This is a genomic window from Psychrobacter sp. H26 (assembly GCF_059073035.1).
The window spans coordinates 2,577,875-2,597,635 of the sequence record NZ_JCACRW010000001.1; the positions used below are offsets into that span (position 1 = coordinate 2,577,875).

The 19,761-nt window shown below is 44.1% G+C and carries 15 protein-coding genes and 3 tRNA genes; 16 read left to right on the forward strand and 2 right to left on the reverse strand.

Annotated features, from left to right (window positions below; genetic code table 11):
- Positions 1 to 22: 22 nt before the first annotated feature.
- Positions 23 to 805 carry a thiazole synthase gene (locus AC5JPT_RS10735; RefSeq protein WP_493858469.1) on the reverse strand — a complete coding sequence of 261 codons (783 nt, stop codon included), beginning with the start codon at positions 803 to 805 and terminating at the stop codon, positions 23 to 25.
- Between the two features lie 467 nt (positions 806 to 1,272).
- Between AC5JPT_RS10735 and gspE the strand changes: the two genes are divergently transcribed.
- Positions 1,273 to 2,823: a type II secretion system ATPase GspE gene (gene gspE / locus AC5JPT_RS10740; RefSeq protein WP_493858470.1), complete on the forward strand. Its 1,551-nt coding sequence runs from the start codon at positions 1,273 to 1,275 to the stop codon at positions 2,821 to 2,823.
- Positions 2,824 to 3,028: 205 nt separating this feature from the next.
- Here the strand turns inward: gspE and AC5JPT_RS10745 are convergent, their stop codons facing one another.
- A complete protein-coding gene (locus tag AC5JPT_RS10745) occupies positions 3,029 to 3,700 on the reverse strand; it encodes a DUF4442 domain-containing protein (RefSeq protein WP_493858081.1) in 672 nt (223 codons plus the stop codon).
- 212 nt (positions 3,701 to 3,912) lie between these two features.
- Here AC5JPT_RS10745 and AC5JPT_RS10750 point away from each other — a divergent pair, with 212 nt between their 5' ends.
- The 15 genes from AC5JPT_RS10750 to pilV all read left to right on the forward strand — a co-directional run bounded on the left by AC5JPT_RS10750 (position 3,913) and on the right by pilV (position 19,761).
- Positions 3,913 to 5,433, forward strand: coding sequence for an McrB family protein (locus AC5JPT_RS10750; RefSeq protein WP_493858082.1), 1,521 nt, complete (start codon positions 3,913 to 3,915; stop codon positions 5,431 to 5,433).
- A 15-nt stretch (positions 5,434 to 5,448) separates the two neighbouring features.
- On the forward strand, positions 5,449 to 6,984 hold the full coding sequence (locus tag AC5JPT_RS10755; protein ID WP_493858083.1) for an McrC family protein: 1,536 nt from the start codon (positions 5,449 to 5,451) through the stop codon (positions 6,982 to 6,984).
- Between the two features lie 288 nt (positions 6,985 to 7,272).
- A tRNA-Pro gene (locus AC5JPT_RS10760) sits at positions 7,273 to 7,349 on the forward strand.
- A 107-nt stretch (positions 7,350 to 7,456) separates the two neighbouring features.
- Positions 7,457 to 7,533: transfer RNA gene (locus tag AC5JPT_RS10765), tRNA-Arg, on the forward strand.
- Positions 7,534 to 7,571: 38 nt separating this feature from the next.
- Positions 7,572 to 7,647: transfer RNA gene (locus tag AC5JPT_RS10770), tRNA-His, on the forward strand.
- Between the two features lie 463 nt (positions 7,648 to 8,110).
- Positions 8,111 to 9,046: an AraC family transcriptional regulator gene (locus AC5JPT_RS10775; protein WP_493858084.1), complete on the forward strand. Its 936-nt coding sequence runs from the start codon at positions 8,111 to 8,113 to the stop codon at positions 9,044 to 9,046.
- 318 nt (positions 9,047 to 9,364) lie between these two features.
- Positions 9,365 to 10,411 carry a hypothetical protein gene (locus tag AC5JPT_RS10780; protein WP_493858085.1) on the forward strand — a complete coding sequence of 349 codons (1,047 nt, stop codon included), beginning with the start codon at positions 9,365 to 9,367 and terminating at the stop codon, positions 10,409 to 10,411.
- A 72-nt stretch (positions 10,412 to 10,483) separates the two neighbouring features.
- Positions 10,484 to 11,686: a type II secretion system inner membrane protein GspF gene (gene gspF / locus AC5JPT_RS10785; protein WP_493858086.1), complete on the forward strand. Its 1,203-nt coding sequence runs from the start codon at positions 10,484 to 10,486 to the stop codon at positions 11,684 to 11,686.
- A 370-nt stretch (positions 11,687 to 12,056) separates the two neighbouring features.
- The gene (gspG, locus tag AC5JPT_RS10790; protein WP_493858087.1) at positions 12,057 to 12,644 is read left to right on the forward strand and encodes a type II secretion system major pseudopilin GspG; all 588 of its coding nucleotides are present in this window, start codon (positions 12,057 to 12,059) and stop codon (positions 12,642 to 12,644) included.
- Positions 12,645 to 12,904: 260 nt separating this feature from the next.
- A complete protein-coding gene (locus tag AC5JPT_RS10795) occupies positions 12,905 to 13,471 on the forward strand; it encodes a protein-disulfide reductase DsbD N-terminal domain-containing protein (protein WP_493858088.1) in 567 nt (188 codons plus the stop codon).
- Positions 13,472 to 13,518: 47 nt separating this feature from the next.
- Positions 13,519 to 15,663 carry a cytochrome c biogenesis protein CcdA gene (locus tag AC5JPT_RS10800; protein WP_493858089.1) on the forward strand — a complete coding sequence of 715 codons (2,145 nt, stop codon included), beginning with the start codon at positions 13,519 to 13,521 and terminating at the stop codon, positions 15,661 to 15,663.
- A 393-nt stretch (positions 15,664 to 16,056) separates the two neighbouring features.
- Entirely contained in the window at positions 16,057 to 17,508 is a 1,452-nt protein-coding gene (locus AC5JPT_RS10805; protein WP_493858090.1) for a phospholipase A, read from the forward strand.
- Positions 17,509 to 17,549: 41 nt separating this feature from the next.
- A complete protein-coding gene (locus AC5JPT_RS10810; protein ID WP_493858091.1) occupies positions 17,550 to 18,398 on the forward strand; it encodes a ComF family protein in 849 nt (282 codons plus the stop codon).
- Between the two features lie 272 nt (positions 18,399 to 18,670).
- A complete protein-coding gene (locus AC5JPT_RS10815) occupies positions 18,671 to 19,171 on the forward strand; it encodes a prepilin-type N-terminal cleavage/methylation domain-containing protein (RefSeq protein ID WP_493858092.1) in 501 nt (166 codons plus the stop codon).
- Positions 19,171 to 19,761 (forward strand): type IV pilus modification protein PilV, encoded by a 591-nt coding sequence (gene pilV / locus AC5JPT_RS10820; RefSeq protein ID WP_493858093.1) that lies wholly within the window; start codon positions 19,171 to 19,173, stop codon positions 19,759 to 19,761. Before AC5JPT_RS10815 ends, pilV begins: the two co-directional genes overlap by 1 nt.

Here is a 19,761-nt window from a genome sequence, read left to right on the forward strand (position 1 = left end):
TTATGTAATTCAGTTTAAAGGCTTACTGAAAAAAGTACCCTGTCTGCGGCGAGCTGGCAGTCGCCATCTTACGCACTGGCATACGACCTGCGAAAAACGCAGCACGACCTGCCCATACTGCATGCTTCATGGCATGTGCCATCATAACTGGGTTTTGTGCATTGGCGATAGCAGAGTTCATCAGGACGCCATCACAGCCAAGCTCCATGGCAATCGCCGCATCAGATGCCGTACCGACCCCTGCGTCGACCAATACAGGCACTTTGGCGTTTTCGATAATAAGACTGAGTGTATGACGATTCAGTAAGCCAAGTCCAGAACCAATCAAGCTGCCGAGTGGCATAATAGCGACGCAGCCCATGCTCTCTAGCTCTTGCGCGACGATAGGGTCATCTGAGCTATAAACCATGACCTCAAAACCATCATCGACCAGTACCTGAGCTGCCTTCAATGTCTCGGTGATATTGGGATAAAGGGTTTTTTCATCGCCCAATACCTCAAGCTTGACCAAGTTATGTCCACCTAATAGCTCGCGAGCCAGCTTGCACGTACGAATGGCTGTTTCGGCATCGAAGCAACCAGCAGTGTTGGGCAAAATGGTGTACTTGTCAGGTGAAATGACATCGAGCAAATTAGGCTCATTGCTATTTTGACCAATGTTGACACGACGAATAGCAACGGTCACGATCTCTGCTGCTGAAGCGGCGATGGCTTCTCCGGTCTCAGTCATGTCTTTATATTTGCCTGTACCGACCAATAGGCGGGAGGAAAAGGTACGACTACCAACGGTAAAAGTATCTTGCAAAAGTGGTGTCGGGTGAGTAGCAGTGCTAACGTTCTCTGACATAACTAAAAATCCTAATGGCGAGCGGGCGAGGTAGATATAATCGGTTGAAGATAATTCAGACACAAGGGATATAGGCGCAAGTACGGCAAGTCATTGCCGAGCAACGCCCCTACATGGTATGACATTGATTATAGCGAAATATCATGAGCCGTCTTTATAATATTAAAAAGTGGAATAGACAATAATAGCGCACCATCAGCAAAATAAAAAATCGATGCCTATATATACCGTAACCTTAAGCGAATGGTGATAGCCAAAATTGCCCACCGCATAAAATAATACGCGTCTAAAACAAAATGCTATTATAACAAACTCATCCAATCTTACTTGCACTCTTTTTGGTTTGGTCAGTGGTGTACAAGGTGTTTACAACGCTCGGCTATGATTTGGTTTTTGATACTATTTTTTATTAGGTCGTCTTTATGATGCAGTTACCGTACAGTTTTGCGAAACGCCATCAGATTTTGGCGATACTCGCGATTGACCCTGAATTGCCACCGACGTTAGTACTGACAAAAGCCACACCATTATCTGCAATTAATGAAGCGGTGCGGTTTTTGCAGCAGCAAGGTAACCGCAGCGTGCCAACTTACGAAAGTATCAGCGCAGATGACTTTGAAAAACGTATGAACGCCGCTTACGCTGGTAACACAGGAGAGTCGCAGCATATCGCCGCTGGTCTTGAAGATCATCCTGACCTTGATAGCCTAGCAGACAGTGTCCCCGAAACTGAAGACCTGATGGATCAGCAGGACGACGCGCCTATTATCCGTCTGATCAACGCATTACTGTCCGAAGCCATTCGTCTAAGTGCATCTGACATCCATATAGAGACTTTCGAGAAGCGCTTGGTTGTTCGCTTTCGTGTCGATGGTGAGCTCAAAGAAATCATCACGCCAAAACGCCAATTGGCGCCATTACTAGTCTCGCGTATCAAAGTCATGGCAAAGTTAGATATCGCTGAAAAGCGTGTACCGCAAGATGGACGTATCAGCTTGCGATTGGCAGGGCGCGAAGTGGACGTGCGCGTATCGACACTGCCATCGAGCTTTGGTGAACGCGTGGTGATGCGACTACTAGATAAGCAAGCAGGTCGCCTAAACATGACGTATTTGGGGCTGTCTGATAATGACTATACCGAGCTGAAACGTTTGATTCATCGCCCACATGGCATTATTTTGGTGACAGGCCCCACGGGTTCGGGCAAAACCACCACGCTCTATTCTGCATTGACTGATCTGAATGACCAAACTCGTAATATCTTGACCGCCGAAGATCCAATTGAGTTCCAGCTCGACGGTATCGGGCAAACACAAGTGAATAACAAAGTAGATATGACCTTTGCCAAAAGTCTACGAGCAATGTTGCGTCAAGATCCCGATGTGGTGATGGTGGGTGAGATTCGTGACTTAGAGACGGCAGAGATTGCCGTACAGGCTTCTTTGACAGGGCATCTGGTCTTGTCGACACTACATACCAACACGGCTATTGGTGCAGTGACGCGCTTGCAAGACATGGGTGTTGAGCCATTTTTGCTATCGTCTTCGCTCATCGGTGTGGTAGCGCAGCGTTTAGTGCGTACTTTATGTTCACATTGTCATGACTGGCAGGCAGCAGATACGGAGCAAGCCAAGCTTTTTGCCGAAATTGGCATGGCGTCAGATACAGATAGTAATACTGAAAAAGTAGTCAGTACACCCATTCAATTACCGAAACCCGTTGGCTGTGATAAATGTAATCAGTCAGGGTTTAGAGGTCGTACCGCGATATATGAAGTCGTGCCAATTGATGATACATTGCGCCGTATGATCCATAGCAATACGGCTGAATATGAGCTAGAAGAATATGCGCGCCTACAAACGCCATCGATTCGCGCAGATGGTCTACGTAAAGTGATAGGGGGGCGAACGACGTTAGAAGAGGTGCTGCGAGTCACAAAGGAAAGCGCAGTAGCGGATGACGAAATACTGGTCTAAGTTCGGTAATATACAAATGATTGGACAAGACAGCTAATAAGCAAAAATAGAGAAGTGGTGACTGATGTAGTGAGTACAAGACGACCAGCGAGGCAATCAATGAGATAAGTGCGCGATGTTCACATCGCGCACTTATCTCATTGATTGCCAATAGGTAACCTGCATTACAAGAAGTAAATAGCACAGGTTACCTCAATCCAACTTGTTATTTACTATCAACGGTCTCACTTTCTACAGTTTTGTCTGCTGAGCCTTGGCGACGTGCTTCTAGCTCAGATTTTGGAATCCAGGCCCAAGTCATCTCGACTACGATAGGGTCGCGGTCACTGTCAGACTCACGATCATCAATGACGCAAGGAATAACCATTTCACCCTTTGGTGTATTTAAAATCTCCAAGCGCTGCTCATCAGAGAGACTGGCCACCGCCGCAATTTGACCTTTTTTGATCGGACGATAAAAGTTAACTGAGTAGGATTTGATCAGTAGTATACGATCAGAGGGTAGGTTTAAACCCAAAATGAATCCTGTTGCTGTTTCAGCCAGCAAGGTAATGGCTACTGCGTGAATAGAGCCAATATGGTTCTGTACCGCTTTGACATTGTTGAGGCTGACGACCACTTGGTTTGGTTCGACGGTTTCGTAGTACACACCTGTCGTCCCTACGTAAGGCACGACTTTACCAAAGGCTTTAGACAAAATACTTGAGCGTGCACCAGCAGGTAGGTATTTGGTGACAGATAGCAGTTTGGTAAATTGGTTGTTAATAGGTTTCAGCGTACTGCTGGGTGTTTCGGTGGGTGGGTTTTTGTTGTCAGAGACTTTGGCTAGTCGTTTACCGGTTAGCTTGGCGGGTAGGTTTTTTAGTAATCCTGACATACAAAACTCCTTAATGTAGATAAATCGAATGATGTTTTTTGATAACGGCAACTGTGCGTAAAACCACTATAAACACTATGGTACATTAACCGCTACCTTTCGACTATTATTAGCATGAACTGCTGCGCTTATAAAACAGCAAGACAGTCAGCTAACCCGTAGATACCTTCACGCTTGTTACCCGCGTTATAATGACACGATATGATTATTTTATGAATGCTTCAATGCTGGATGCCGCTATGTCTGATATGTCTACCCCTGAGCCAACCAACATTATCTATACTGGCGTCTCAGGTACGGGGAAAACATATCGACTGCTCCAAATCGCCAAGCAATACACTGATTATCTGCCTGAGACCAATGGGGAAGAGCTGCTCGAGCAGTTGTTACAGGACTTAAGCTGGCGTGAGGTACTGTGTTTGGTATTTTTGGACCTACACGCGGAGCAGCAGGATTTGGTAAAGGTCAGAGAGCTGGTTGATCATCCATTTTTTATTACTAAAGCTGCACAAAACGCTCGCGAGAACAACCTAGAGAGTACCGCTTGGCTAGAGCTGCGCAGACATAGTCCTGTAGACTCTAAAACAGTCAGTTTCGACAATCGTGCCAGCCAAGCTTATTTTGATAAGGACAACAGCGGCGCATGGTATTTACTGCCTGAGAGTATGACGCTACTGAATGAGCTGGCACAGCAACTAGCAGAGTTCCAGCAGGCACAGCGTGATCACCAAGCCAAGCACAATCAAAACATCGGTCAGCAGCGATTTAGTATGGTGAGCTTCCATCAAGCCTATGGTTATGAAGAGTTTGTTGAAGGGATTCGCCCTGTCATGGCAGGCTCTAACCAAGCACACAATAACCAGGTAAATAATAACCAAGTAAACAATAGTAACGCTCATCAGATGCAAATGAGCTACGCAGTACAAGATGGGGCATTTTTAAAGTTGTGTCAGCGTGCGGCGCGTGACCCTCAGCAGCGTTACGCGATGCTAATCGATGAGGTCAACCGCGCCAATGTCTCACGAGTATTTGGCGAGCTGCTCAGTTTGATTGAGTCAGATAAGCGTGCAGGCAAACCAAATGCGATGACAGTAAATCTCGCATATTCAGGACGTGCTTTTAGTGTGCCTGATAACGTCGATATCTATGCCACTATGAATACTCAAGATCATTCGCTTGCGCCTCTCGACATGGCACTACGTCGACGCTTTCGCTTTATCGATTGTCCGCCGCAGCCTGAATTATTACCTATAATTAGTAGTAAGCGTAACGCAGCTGATAGCGTAGAGGCTGACACGATTGACTTGGGTAAATTACTAACGGGGCTCAATACACGTATTACACAGACGCTAGGAGTAGACGCTTATCTCGGGCATGCATTTTTATTATCAGTTGAGAGTTTGACTCAACTACAAACCGTTTTAGTCGAACAGATTATTCCGCAACTGGCACAAGCTGCTGGTGGTCAAGTTGCGATATTACAGTATATTTTTCAAGATGAGCAGCAGCCAATAAGCGCGCAGTTCATTCATGACAGCCATGTGCTGATCAATAATAAATCACAGGATTCGGTGAGTCATCAGCAGATTATGGCCAACCAAAACCATATGTTCACAGGGCAAGACAGCTTTCTTAGTCAATCCATGAACATGAGCAGCTACATAATCAATGCAGACCTTATTGCAAAGACTAGTAAATTCAACCAGCCTTCTATCTATCAGCGTCTGTACTAGCAAGGTGGCTGAATTATGATAAACGACAGCGTATACCACCAAAAAGGCTATGATAAGGGCTATGACGAAAATATCATTCGTGCTTATACGCCTCATAGGAACGCTAAAGCAAACAACGTCAAAACCAATATCATCACCGTATTCGAGCATCAACGCCTTACCGTATATGATTTTTTGCATGTGTCTGATTTTCAATGGTTGATGGCGCAGGAGTTTACTGTATTTACCATCAAGCGTAAGCAAGGACAGTGGCAGCTCAAGGTCGGACACTATATAGGCGTTATTTTACTGCCTAGTGGCATGACGCTTGAGCTACTACCAAAGCTGAATACATCCATTCAGAGCGACGATATCGCTCAAACGCGTCACTGGGTACAAGGCATGCTATCCGACTTGACTCGCCTTGATAGGCCAAAGAGTTGTAAGCTGCCCAACATGAAAAATCTCGGTCAATTCGCTAATCCGTTAATGCCACTACCCATAGAAGCACCACCATTGTCGGATTGGCTGATCACACAATTTTTACAGCGTCTAGTGCACTATCAACCAACCCAACATTATCAGGAGCGTGTCCAAAATCAGTCTTCAGTACAAGGGCGACTGCTCATCAAAGAGCAGCTAAGGCGCAATAGCACGCAGCCGCATCGATTTGTCTGTGAAAGCAGTGTGCTGAGTCATGATATGCTGGCCAATCGATTGATAAAAAGCGCACTAGTCTACTTGATGCCTTTATTTCTACAATCTGGATATTCGACGCTCTTGCAGCAGTGGCAGCACTTGCCTACGCTCGACCAACGTGAGATACAGCGCCTAGCGTCGACATATACTCAGGCAACAAAGCAACTAGACACTCTGCCACTACAAAGGCAAAAACTGCAAGCTGCTCATCAACTGGTAGATTTGGCTTATTGGTTATTACGGCAGTCAACTGCTGCAGCAGGCTATGGTGTTGACTCAACCAAACCAAATCGACCTAAAATGCGCTTGTGTTTGTTGATTGATATGAATCAAGCATTTGAGCAGTGGGCAAGTCAGCGTATCGCATCGATGTTCCAACGATTAAGTAATCACTGTCGTCCCCTGTATCAAACTCAAAGTGTTTGGCTAAACGATGCAGAAGGGCGGGCATGTCTATCTATAAGACCTGACCTACTGATATATCAAATGTCTGATAATCACTACCAGGGTCAGAGTGATACTGATCAGGATGATAGGGCAGTGACTAGGACTACAGTGACTAAGACTAAAGGTCACTACAGCCATGTTATCGATATCAAATGGAAATACTTACCTCATAGCAATGCTATTAGCGCGAGCGATGCTTATCAATTGACCAGCTATGCACAGGCTTATCAAGCAGGGCAGGTTTGGATGGTTTATCCCGTATTAGGAAATGAGAGGCAGCCAGTGGCACTCAAGCAGCAAATTCATCAAGCTCTTGATACCGATAATGATGATGGTTCAAGTGATGCGCATTTGTGGTTGATACCGTTTGATGTATTGACAGGGACAGTAAACGGTAATGGGCGACCACATTTGAATAGAGCATAATGACGCTAGTAGTAATACAGGCTATAGCTGATAGGCAGACTGAATGATTAAGATTGCTATTTAAAGGCTACCGATTAGAGACTGTCGATTAAAGGTTATCGACGATGTTTTCATGATAATCTGCTTTTTTAAAGAATTTAGAGATTATTTTAAATTAATTGAAAATAGGTGTTGACACAATCGCCTTTTCCCCTTAATATGTGCACCTCGATAGCGAGGAACATTAACAAGTTAGCGGCATTGCCAACAACGAGTTACTTAACAAACTATCGTGATAATAGAGAATTTCGGAGTGTGGCGCAGTTTGGTAGCGCATCTGGTTTGGGACCAGAGGGTCGTAGGTTCGAATCCTATCACTCCGACCATCTATTTTAAGAGCCTTACAGGCTTTTTTTTATGTATAATGGTTTAGTTTCTGATATAGTAAAAACTGTATTTTTGACTGAATGTGGTATATAAAAGTCCTCTAAGAGCGCCTGTAGCTCAGCTGGATAGAGCATCTCCCTTCTAAGGAGGTGGCCGCAGGTTCGAATCCTGCCAGGCGCGCCATTTAGCCTGCAAATCTTGCCTTATCAGGCATAGTTATGGCGGTTGTAGCTCAGTTGGTAGAGCCCCGGGTTGTGATCTCGGTTGTCGTGGGTTCGAGTCCCATCAGTCGCCCCATTTTTTGTATTATCCGTATAGATATCCTATATTTATACCAAAACCTATAAGCAATACCATTCGCCACTGTTGGCGTTTTTTTATGTCTGTTTGTTTTTCATCCCTCTGTAGCCTCCTACAATATTGAACCGTTCGAAGTGCCCATACTTTGTTGGTTTACGTCCTTTGTCTTTTGATATTCATATCGTTGTAGGTTTTTTCCAAAAGCCTAGATTCACTGTGTCTGCTCTATTATTAATTAGTAATACTTATGAGTGAATGGACACGAAGTTTCAAATCGGGCATTATGCTTATGTTTCGATTTATTCATCACACTAATCGTGTCGTCAACTGAGGTGTTAGGCACTGGCATAAAATAGCGAGTCAAAATATCCTATTGATTACGTTAGCGTTCAAAAGTATTTTAAATATATCTACATTTTTAAGCTTTATTATTGACCCTGTATGATTGAGGAACTGATTAATGGACGCATTGAGCGTATTGCTACAAAACGTGCACTTATTTGAGACCAAGTATTATCGTTTGAACGGTGCTGGCAATTGGTCTTACTCTATTACGAGAAAAGACACTATTTTGTTTTATTTAGTGATGTCTGGCGGTTTTTGTATTGATGTTGGTAATGGTCTAAGAGAAGCCCGCGCTGGTGATATGATTATGATCCCCAATGCACACAAGCATGTGAGCTATGCGCTCAATCATAATGGTGAGGTCGCCGAATCGCTTGATGAGTTATTGATTAACAGTAAAGATCGTACGCTTGACATCGATGGTGACGGTGACCCTAATTCGTCTTTGATACTTATCGAATGCAAATACGACAAAGAGATGATTAATCCTCTACTGTCTGTACTACCACCGATATTACCCGAGCTCAACGATGCCGCCGATGGTCGTTTTGAGGTTATTGATGTAGAGATTAAGCTGTTGACCTTGGAGGCTGAGCGTGAGCGTATGGGTAAAACCGCTGTCATCAATCATTGGGCAAGTATTATGATGATTGAGTGCTTACGTGTCTATATTGAGAGCTTGCCTGAAGCCACCGAAAACTGGCTCAAAGCAATGAAAGATCCGTTTTTGACCAAGGCGCTAGCCGCGATGCACGAAGCACCAAGCCAAAGCTGGACCATTCATAAGCTTGCAGAAGTAGCAGGAATGTCACGATCGAGCTTTGCTCAGCGTTTCAAAGACACGGTCGGCATGCCGCCGCTCACGTATCTGATCGATTACCGCTTGCGTTTGGCAGCGCGCTATTTACGATTACAGCAGAATAGTATCAGCCGCATCAGTGATATGGTGGGCTATGCATCCGACTCTACCTTTAGTCAGGCATTCAAACGTGTCTACGGCGTCTCACCAAAAGCGTATCGACAGCAGTATCAACAACAAAAACTCGCCTAGGTCAGTTTTGCTATATTGGTAGTATCTATTTATAGAAGCGCTAAAGCGACCAACATTGCTTTAGCGCTTTTTGCTTCGATTAACTATTTTAGTTTTATCCGCGATCTTTTATATACCGAGCAGGTATAGAGACATAGTATCTGATAGTTAGACCGTGCTATTTCGGTTATGCAAAGCTGACAAGGCGTGCGTGTTCAGGTACTATGAGGTAATGAGTCGTCGAGACATTAGCGTGTGCGTTTAGCGCACGATGTATGGCTGAATGCCAGTCCTAAAAAGGATCTAGACGATGTTTATTTTTGCTGCTGATGGTATGTTATGACTGAACCGACCGCAAAGCCAAGTACAGAAGCCAATAGCCAACAAGGCGCTACTGCAACTGCTAAAAAAGAAAATAATATTGATAAAGATAATTTGAGTAGCACACAATCAGGGCAGCCAGAGGATGTGAGACAAGTTCCTGATAAGGCAGCACTATTGACCTTATTTACTTTATCAGATGCCAAAGAAGAAGCGTACGAGTTAGGCGCTACAGAGCAGTCCAATACGCATACCTCAACCAGTCAGTCTACTGCCAGTGAGACATCTGTCGCAGCACAGCGAGTCGCGCTTTATCATACCCAGCATGAACGTACCCGGCTACTATATATGGCATCTGCCAATACGCGCCCCACATATTTGGTACAAACCCTCAAATCACAATTTATAGAATATCAGCAATACTTGCTTGCTCAGCAGCTCGATAAGCGTGGTCTGATGGATACGGACATGCTTGAACGACTCTGGCAACAGCTACATGTGGTCGATGATATCATCGCAGATATCGTGCGTCATATGCCTGCGCAGCAGCCAGCAGGTTGGCAGCTCACCACTCAGGATGGACGTAACCCATTGTGTTTTGCCACGGTCGGTAAGCTAAAACATGGCAAGCCCGTTCGCGATCAAGGCAGTCTCAACAGCTACGTACTTGGTCACTTTGGGGTAAGTAGTTTTACCTATGATCGAGGCTACTATATCGGTCATGTGGTGGGGTATCTATTCAGCTGTTATTTTTGCGCGCACTTATCGGTCAGTTATGGCGTAACGGCGCTTGGTCAGCAAGTGGTCGCCGATTATGACTATGCTAGTCTTGAGACCCCGCATATGGTTAGACTGCTACAAGGCTTGGATGGTTATTGTAAAAAACGTATTTATCAATTGGCGGTTATTTGTGCGCGTTTGAGCGTTTTTGCTAGTGACAAACGTATTGAGCGCATGCTGATCGCTGAGGTTAATGATTTTGATAAAAAGTTACAGCAGCAGCACTTGGATGTTTTATTATTACAAGGCTTGATGCCTGATAGTAACGACTCAACGCCGCTTTGATAGGTATGAATTTTTTCGTTAAATCGTACGCTATAACCATTTACCTATGACCCATTTAGGATATCTGCTGCTATGCCCGCTTATCATTTCAAAGCGCTTGATGACCATGGCAGTGTCCAAAAAGGCTTGCTAGAAGGGGACTCGGCGCGGCAAGTTCGTCAGCAGCTGCGTGATAAGCAGTGGACACCAGTCGAAGTCAGCGCTGTCAATGACCGGCAAAGCCAAAGTAAAAACCGTTACAAAAAACCATCTGCTTATGAGCTGGCGCTGCTCACACGCCAATTGTCTGTGTTGCTGGCGGCTGGTATTCCACTCGAGGAGACTTTGGCTGCGGTCGCCAAACAATCACCCAAGACGCATATCAAATCTTTGATGCTCGCTGTACGCTCACATGTCCTAGAAGGGTTGAGCTTAGCACGAGCACTACAACAAGCCGCTAGCTTTCCGCCACTATATATCGCCACAATTGCAGCAGGCGAAAAATCAGGTCATCTTGATCTCATCCTGAACCAGTTGGCAGACTACACCGAAAACCGTTTTGCCCTCCAAAAGAAAATCCAAGGCGCCATGGTCTATCCGATTGTACTGATGGTTATGGCAATTGCGGTGATTATGGGTCTGATGAGTTTTGTGGTGCCCAAAATTGTCAAAGTTTTTGAGCAGTCCGAGCAAGCCCTACCATTGATTACCCAAGTCGTTCTGACCTTATCGAATATCATTACTCAGTGGTGGTGGCTAATGCTTCTGGTATTGGCAGGGGCTGCATTTTTATTCTACCGTTTTGCTCAAACGCAGACGGGGAAATTAACCATTGATAGTGTGGTGCTTAGATTACCGATACTTGCCAGATTGTCCAAAGGATTAAATGCCGCGCGATTTGCTAGCACCCTTGCGATATTAGTACGCTCAGGCGTGCCTCTGATTGAGGCGCTGCATATTGGAGCTGCGGTCACGACCAATTTACATATTCAAAAAACGATTATCACTGCTGCCGATAGAGTCACAGAAGGCTCGAGCTTATCGAGCCAGTTAGAGAAATCCACTTATTTTCCACCGATGATGGTGCAGATGATCAAAAGTGGCGAAAACTCAGGTGAGCTAGAAAATATGCTAAGCCGTGCTGCCAATATGCAGGAGGCAGAAGCAACCAACTTCATCAGTACTTTGCTGTCATTGCTTGAGCCTCTGATGCTGGTATTGATGGGTGTGGTCGTGATGATTATCGTTATGGCAGTTATGCTACCTATCGTTAATATGAATGACTTGGCAGGATAGCGAGCAGTTACTTGAATTGCTGACACAAATCCGATATCTCTATCTTACCTATACGGCACATCTTGCTAAACTCTGAGCGAGCTTTCTTAAGATTTGCTTACTGTTGTATATTATTGTCTATGATATAGTTTTACTAGGGTAAATCTGAGCACCACGCTATAGTAAAAGTAAGATGAGACGACAGTTATAGACCTCACTGTTTGTTCAATATTGACCATAATGACAATCTGAGCGCCGCGCTGGATAAAAATAAAACCATGGTTTATAGTGATAATGATGTAGGATATTACTGATAAGATCTGACAGTAGTAAGCGCCACTAGAATGCTACTTTTACCACTGACATAACTGTGATGACCAAAGCGATGACTATGACTGACAACTCTCAAGTGAATACGATTCCAATAAGTGCCTATACTAAAAACAATAATAACGCTAAAAACAATAACAATGCCAAAATTAACAACAGTATGTTAGACGACTCAGCTACTGTAATTGTTCATCAGAGGCTGTCTTCAACGACGCTTTACAGTTCAGCACATAGATCTAGGCAGTCAGGGTTTACTCTGATTGAAATCATGGTCGTCATCGTGATCTTGGCTATCTTAGCGGGTTTGGTCGTACCTAAAGTCGTCGGACAAAGCGATAAAGCCCGTGTCAAAACTACTGAGACCGCGCTGGCTACTGTTTCAAACGCACTAGATATGTACAAAGTCGATAATTCACGCTATCCAACGACAGCTCAAGGATTAGAGGCACTGACAACACCGCCTGCCGATGCAAAGAATTATCCTGAAGGTGGTTATATAAAGGGTGGCTATCCGACAGATGGTTGGGAAAACGAGATGCAATATGTGGCCCCAGGTAGTGAAGGTCGCCCTTATGATTTGTTTTCATTGGGTGCAGATGGGCAGCAAGGTGGCGAGGGTCAAGATGCTGATCTTTACGCTCAGCTATAAGATTTGATTGTACAAACGCTTATGAAACCCATAGCATTATATTGTTTATAAACGTATTTGGTCACTTGCTCATATTTACTACCCTCTAAATATCAACCAATAATCCCTTATTGGTTGATATTTTTTATCAGCTTATAAAGTGCTCATCGTTCAATATGAGTGATGTATTGAGCGCTGATATTTTTATCAGCATGTTTATGCTGAGTTTATGCTTTTACTGCCAGGCTTTTACTGCTAACCATTATCAGAGGTAACGATTTATGCCCATTAAAACGCCAGCACTCCAAATAACTGCACTTAATAGACGCATTTCTAAATGCTGCGCGCTTGCACTTACTGTCACCAGTACCTCACTGATAGCCGCGTTATCAATGACAGCAATAAGTGCACAGGCTGCAGGATTGAGCGATTTATTTAATAGTAGTAGCTCATCGCAATCAAAATTTTTGCCAGTGGATGAGGCTTTTCAAGTCCTCAGTAGTGCCAAGGCAACATCTAAAGGTACACAATTATCTATTATCTTTGATATCACGCCAGGGCACTATGTCTATAAAGATAAGCTGACTGTGAGCTTTCCTAAAGGTGTGAGCGCAGCCCCATTTACGTTTAATCAGACACCCGTATCAATTGATGATCCGACCTTTGGTCAGGTTCCTGTATTCACGCAAAGAAGCATCGTTGCAACCACAACGCTGACGACCAGTAGTGGTAAAGGGGCAAAAAATGTTCCCGTTATGATTGGCTGGCAGGGCTGTGCAAAAGCTGGATTATGCTATCCACCAGAAAAAATCAAAACCAAGATAAATATTGCTGCAACGCGCAAATAAGTATCGCGCAGATCGATTCACATATTAGTCATAACAGGTAGCTATTCATGTCCATCAAGGCGTCATCACAACCTTTCTCACGAACTGCTAAAACGTCTCCAAAAAAATCGTACGTATTAGCGTTTGCTATTGCGAGCAGCTCGCTGTTAACTGGTTTGGCACCAATAACAGCGCAAGCTGCAGGATTGAGTGATTTATTTGGCAATAGTCAAAGCAACGCACAGTCGAAATTCTTGCCAGTGGATGAGGCTTTTCAGGTCATTAGCAGTAGTACACCTACCCAAACAGGTACGCGCCTGTCTATCAATTTTGATATCACGCCCGAACATTATGTTTACAAAGATCAAATAAAACTCACGCTACCGGCTGGCGTGAATGCAGCCCCTTTTACCTTTAGCCAACAGCCATACTCAATCGATGATCCGACCTTTGGTAAGGTGCTGGTGTTTGATCAAATCAATATGGTCGCAACGACCATATTGACTAGTAACAATGGCACAAGCATGAATGACGCAGCGATTGTCATTGGCTGGCAAGGCTGTGCAAAAGCAGGGCTGTGCTATCCACCCGAAAAAATCAAAACTACAGTTAACATCGCAGCGACGTCGCCGCAAATGAGATCAAGTAACGCTAGTACTGATAGCGCTGCTGCGAGTAATCTAACTGATGTGACAGCATCAACGAATGACAATGATACGACATCGATAGAGGCTGGTATAGCCAATACAACTCAGTCTGATGACGATCAAGCATTGATAGATGACGACGTTATTGACTATGACCTCATTGATGACAGCACTTTAGAATATGACTCTTTAAATGGCAGTACGTCGACGACCACGATTTCTGGGTCAGATACGAACATCTCAGGCAGCGCGACCAGTAGCGAAAACATCGCTGGCAATAGACTTGTCGATGGTGATCCTTTTGGGCTGGCCTCTCATCCTTGGCTTGCACTGGTGTTGCTATTTTTAGCAGGTCTGGGTTTGGCATTGACACCGTGCGTACTGCCGATGCTACCTATTGTTGCCAATATCGTGGCCCGTGAACAAAACCCAACCGTCAAACGTGGCGTTATTTTAACCACCAGTTATGCGGTTGGTGTGGCAACTGCCTATGGTGTTTTGGGTGCGGTTATTGCGGTGTTTGGTGAGTCACTAGGCATTATTGGGTGGTTGCAAAACCCAATTATTCTTATCAGCTTTGCCGTTGTTTTTGTATTATTAGCACTATATATGTTGGATGCGTTCACCGTGCGCTTGCCACATGTGCTAAGTAGAAAAATGCAACATCTAAGCCAAGCAGGTGACAGTAAGCTAGGTAGTACGGGGGGCAGTTTGATTGCTGGCTTCTTGTCAGCATTGGTAGTATCCCCTTGTGTCTCTGCGCCGCTATTCGGTGCGTTACTAGCCGTTTCGACCATTGGCAGTCCGTTGCTGGGTTTTGCCGCTTTATTTATGCTGGGTTTTGGTTTGTCAGCGCCGCTTATCTTAATAGGTGCGACCCAAGGCAAGATCATACCAAAGGCAGGCGCGTGGATGAACTGGGTCAAACAAGGCTTTGCCTTATTGTTATTCGCTGTGGCATTGCTTCTCATCGAGCGTGTGTTTATATCACCAGTCATGCTGATGGTATGGGCTTTGTGGTTTATGGTGGTAGCAATATGGGCGCGGAGTTGGCTGGGTAAAGGTCGTATGCTGACCCAAGCGTTGAGTCTCATCGTGGGTATTTGGGCCACTTGTTTGATCGTGGGGGCGGCACTAGGTAATGATGATAGCTTACATCCGTTAGCGTCATTAAGTGCTGCGCCCATGATGGCACCGTCGAATGCTACTTATCCAGTAGGGAGCAATAGCGCAAAAGATGAGAGGATCACGACGCTTGCCGAGCTAGATGCTATCGTGGCTTCCAATCCAAAAGTAATCATTGATTTGACTGCTGACTGGTGCGTTGAGTGCCGTATTATGGATAAAAACTTATTTCATAATCGTCCAGCCCAAATGCAAGACTGGCAACTGGTAAAGCTCGATATTACAGAAACGACTGAAGATTCCAAAGCTGTTTTGTCGCGCTACAAATTATTTGGTCCACCAGCATTGCTTTACTATCAAAACGGTCAATTGGTTAATCAGCAAGTAGGCGAAATCGGTCGCTTGGAGTTTGAGCAAACTCTAACAACGCTGAATAACTGATAATGAATAATTTTTAATTAGTAAGTATATTCAATAATTCGACTGGATAGCCTGATTTAGAATTAGTAATAAAGAGCAGCCGGTGTACCGTAATAACCGTACATCGGTTTTTTAGTGTCATTAAATCATGCTTGTAATATCTTATACCGATATCTATTTGGATAGAGATTAGGATTTTCTGATCGTATTTAATATGCCGATAACGCTAGTATAGTCTTTATATTTTCATTACAATAAAGTAACAATAGTGCAGGGATAGATCAGTCCGTCAATACTGTCTTTGGTGTTTATGTATTATTGATTTCTTCTTGTTTTTTAGCGGTGACGCTAACGGTTATACCCATTAATTCACATACTCTGCTAGCGATAATGCTGGTTAGATAAAGGATATTTATGTTTGCCCACATCACCACTCAGCGTCAATTACAACGTACCACTGTAATCAGTCGTAACGCCAGTAGCCAAACCAGGCATACTCATTTGAGTGTTGCCGTTGCTATCGCTTTGAGTTGTACAGCGGTACAAGTACAAGCAGCTGACAATAGTCAGACTTACAATGAGCTGCCAGTACCAGAAGCTGCATTTGAGTACGGCAGCGTGGAGACGACTCAGAATACTAGCAATAATGAGACATACACGAGCGTCACTGCTCAAAGTGGCAACGTCATTAGTAAAGAGTTTATTGCTCAACAAGCAAAGCTGTTTTCTGACTGTACGCAAGTTCAGAGTAGTGCTGCCCGTTTGGCGTGTTTTGACAAGGTGGCTGAGCAAGGAAAAACCCCAAGCTATACCACGACCAAACAGCCCGTTGATTTGGCAAAGACGTTTAAAACAACCATTTCAGGTAACCCGCAGGTTGTCTTTGTAGAAGAAAAATCAACCAATACTTTCAATGGCAACAGCACAACTACAGATCTAGCCGTCACTCAACAGACTGCTGCTAAGCGTATGGATACAGATGCAGATAGCCAGCAAGAGATTCAGGTTTTGGATAGCGTAGGCGTCACTCAAACAGATATCGAAAAGTATACACCGCTGAGCCTAGCGTATGATCTGGATCAAAATAGCGAGCGCGGTACTTGGACAGTAAGACCATACCGACCGACGTATTTGCTGCCGTTGTTTTATACTTTTGATCCCAACTTAAACCCAAGCACACCTTCTCAAGACATTGAGCCTTTTGACTCTAATGACATACGTGAAACTGAGCTGAAGTTTCAGTTATCACTGAAGAGTAAAGTAGCAGAAGATTTATTCGATACCAGTGCAGATTTATGGTTTGGCTATACTCAGGAGTCGCATTGGCAGGTTTATAACGAAGACAACTCACGACCGTTTCGTGCCACCGACTATCAACCAGAGATATTCTTGACCCAACCTGTGACAGCGGACCTTCCCTTTGGTGGACGTTTACGTATGTTAGGGGCTGGTGCTGTGCATCACTCAAATGGTCAGGATGATCCATTATCACGTTCATGGAACCGTGCTTATCTGATGGCAGGGGCAGAGTGGGGTAAGCTATCCGTCATACCGCGTCTCTGGGCTCGCGTGAATAGTGACAGTAGCAGCGATGATGACAACCCAGATATCGAAGATTACATGGGTTATGGCGATATCAAATTCTTATATGATTTGCCAGACCAGCAGAGTGTCAGCGGTACTTTACGTTACAATCCAAGCACCAATAAAGGTGCTGCACAAATCGATTATATCTATCCATTGTCAGAAAACGTCAATGGTATGGTGCAGTTGTTCCAAGGGTATGGCGAGTCTATTGTTGATTATAATCATGAAAACACCTCTATCGGCTTTGGTATTGTGCTTAACGATTGGAAAGGTCTCTAATATAGCAGAGCCTTATCATGCATTATGATGATAAATAATCTATGCACAACTTAGCACCGTATCAAACTGGACTGTGGTTGGCAGAGTATATAGATATACGCTGCCAGCTATGCCGTATTTACCGTAGTACATTAGCACCTCAGCTAATACCGCATCACGCGCTATCTAACGCTGGTCACTCGCCAAGCACAAAGCATGAGAGTACACAATCTAAGCTCGCATTGGTAACTAGCGACGCTTTGCTTACTCGTATTCATCATCAGATCAGACTTCGCCTGAGTAGTGGCTTACTTTGTACTCACTGTCATCATAGTATCGCGTGGCTCCCAGAACCTTTTGACGTTGATATCGCTTTTGGTAAATCGCTATCCATACAAGCGTCTACGTATTACGACTATCCAATACGCCAAGCAATTTGGGCATTCAAGCATCATGAAGACATGACCAAGCTACCTTTATTACTACATGTCATACGCCAGCTGCCACGCCCGCATGGCTGTCATCAGCATAATAGTGTGATTGTCGCTATGCCGACCACCGATCAACGCCTAGCCAAACGAGGTTTTGATCCTGTCAGTATTCTATCCGCGCAACTATCAAAGCACTGGAACATTCCATTGTGGCACGGTGTTCAGCGCATTGATGATACGATGAGTCAGCAAGGCCTGACACGTGCTGAACGCCTAAGTAACCTAGATAATGCTTTCGCGCTCTCACATAGCCCTCTTGTAAAACGCTTGTTGTTGTTCGATGATGTCTCAACGACAGGTGCAAGCTTACAGGCTTTAGCGAGAGCATTTATCGGACCTGAGCATCCAAATACGATAAATGCTCAACGTAATAGCAACTATCATATCTCAGCATATGCTTTAGCTCATGGTAGTCAATAGCATTAATAAAGCTATCTATTTGAAATTATTAATATATTGCTAATTCTTTGCCTTCACGATATATTATTAAATACGTATATAGTTGTTGACGCACTGAACAGGGATTTCTGTCGTTTTGTATATAAACTCAACAGAATGTTATGGAACAAAAATTGCATGTTATTAGTTAGATTAACTATAAAATTATTAGCAAAAGCAACACCAAATTTTAGTTACTTTAAAACAAAAACTGATAAGAGACAGACATTAGCAGTGCTAAATAGGGATTTGATGTGAATGCATCTGTGAATAATCGACAACCCAATAGACTGATGGCTAATTCAGGTTTTACCTTAATTGAGCTCATGGTAACGATTGCGGTACTGGCTATCATTGTAAGTATTGCCGCACCAAGTATCAGTACTCAGCTTGCCAACCAGCGGGTTAAGTCAACGGCTTCTATAATAGAAAGTGCTCTGAAAGAAGCCAAAGCTGAAAGTATCATCCGTCGACAAAACGTTAGTGTTATATATGATGCCTCTGCTACGCCGAAAAGTGTTACTTTGCAGGCCAATGGCAATAATATATCTAGCTACACGGTTAGTGCAAGCAGTACGATAAGTATTACACCTACAGCAGCAACGACAGTTGTTTTTCAGCCCAATAAATTAATTGCAGGTGACGACGAAATATTGTATTCCATATGCGATAGTGGCTCTGCCAACGAAACACTCGGTCAGGTACGTGTGAATAAAATTGCTAATATCAATACTACAAACACTGGGGGCTGCTGATGGTAGCGAAATTTACGCAGAAAGGTGTAGGGCTAATTGAGGTGATGGTCGCGCTATTGTTATTAACGGTAGCCGTGCTAGGTTATACTGCATTACAAGGTCAGGCTATCAAATCGACAAACGAAGCATACGAACGTACTCAGTCTTTAGTTATGATGCGAACGATAGCCGAAAAAATAAGAGCCAATCCTTCTGGTATAGCAACTTATGAAAGTAAGATAAATGCTGCTACTGCTAACAGTGCTCCAAGCAAAAAATGTGGCCTAAATGGTCAAACAGTAACAACACTTTGTACACCAGCAGAAACTGCAGAAGCTGAGAGCTATTCATTCAAAACAGAACTGGCGAACTATGATTTTCAGATTCAAATGCACCCTTGCCCAAACACAGGTGGCACAGGTACAGACGCAGCAACCAATATCATGTTCTCTTATTGCCTTATTTCTGCGTGGGGAGAAACAACACCTACCATTGGTGCAGATGACGAGACTGACTGTTTAACTGAAAGAGTGGTCGATGATAATGATGTTGTAGAGGCTGCTGGTGGCAACTATCATGTCAAATCAACGTGTATGATGATGGAGATATAA

Coding starts and splice junctions, on each gene's coding strand:
- gspE (WP_493858470.1), top strand. CDS start 1,273: ATGCAGTTACCGTACAGTTTTGCGAAACGCCATCAGATTTTGGCGATA.
- AC5JPT_RS10745 (WP_493858081.1), bottom strand. CDS start 3,700: ATGTCAGGATTACTAAAAAACCTACCCGCCAAGCTAACCGGTAAACGA.
- AC5JPT_RS10750 (WP_493858082.1), top strand. CDS start 3,913: ATGAATGCTTCAATGCTGGATGCCGCTATGTCTGATATGTCTACCCCT.
- AC5JPT_RS10755 (WP_493858083.1), top strand. CDS start 5,449: ATGATAAACGACAGCGTATACCACCAAAAAGGCTATGATAAGGGCTAT.
- AC5JPT_RS10775 (WP_493858084.1), top strand. CDS start 8,111: ATGGACGCATTGAGCGTATTGCTACAAAACGTGCACTTATTTGAGACC.
- AC5JPT_RS10780 (WP_493858085.1), top strand. CDS start 9,365: ATGACTGAACCGACCGCAAAGCCAAGTACAGAAGCCAATAGCCAACAA.
- gspF (WP_493858086.1), top strand. CDS start 10,484: ATGCCCGCTTATCATTTCAAAGCGCTTGATGACCATGGCAGTGTCCAA.
- gspG (WP_493858087.1), top strand. CDS start 12,057: ATGACTGACAACTCTCAAGTGAATACGATTCCAATAAGTGCCTATACT.
- AC5JPT_RS10795 (WP_493858088.1), top strand. CDS start 12,905: ATGCCCATTAAAACGCCAGCACTCCAAATAACTGCACTTAATAGACGC.
- AC5JPT_RS10800 (WP_493858089.1), top strand. CDS start 13,519: ATGTCCATCAAGGCGTCATCACAACCTTTCTCACGAACTGCTAAAACG.
- AC5JPT_RS10805 (WP_493858090.1), top strand. CDS start 16,057: ATGTTTGCCCACATCACCACTCAGCGTCAATTACAACGTACCACTGTA.
- AC5JPT_RS10810 (WP_493858091.1), top strand. CDS start 17,550: ATGCACAACTTAGCACCGTATCAAACTGGACTGTGGTTGGCAGAGTAT.
- pilV (WP_493858093.1), top strand. CDS start 19,171: ATGGTAGCGAAATTTACGCAGAAAGGTGTAGGGCTAATTGAGGTGATG.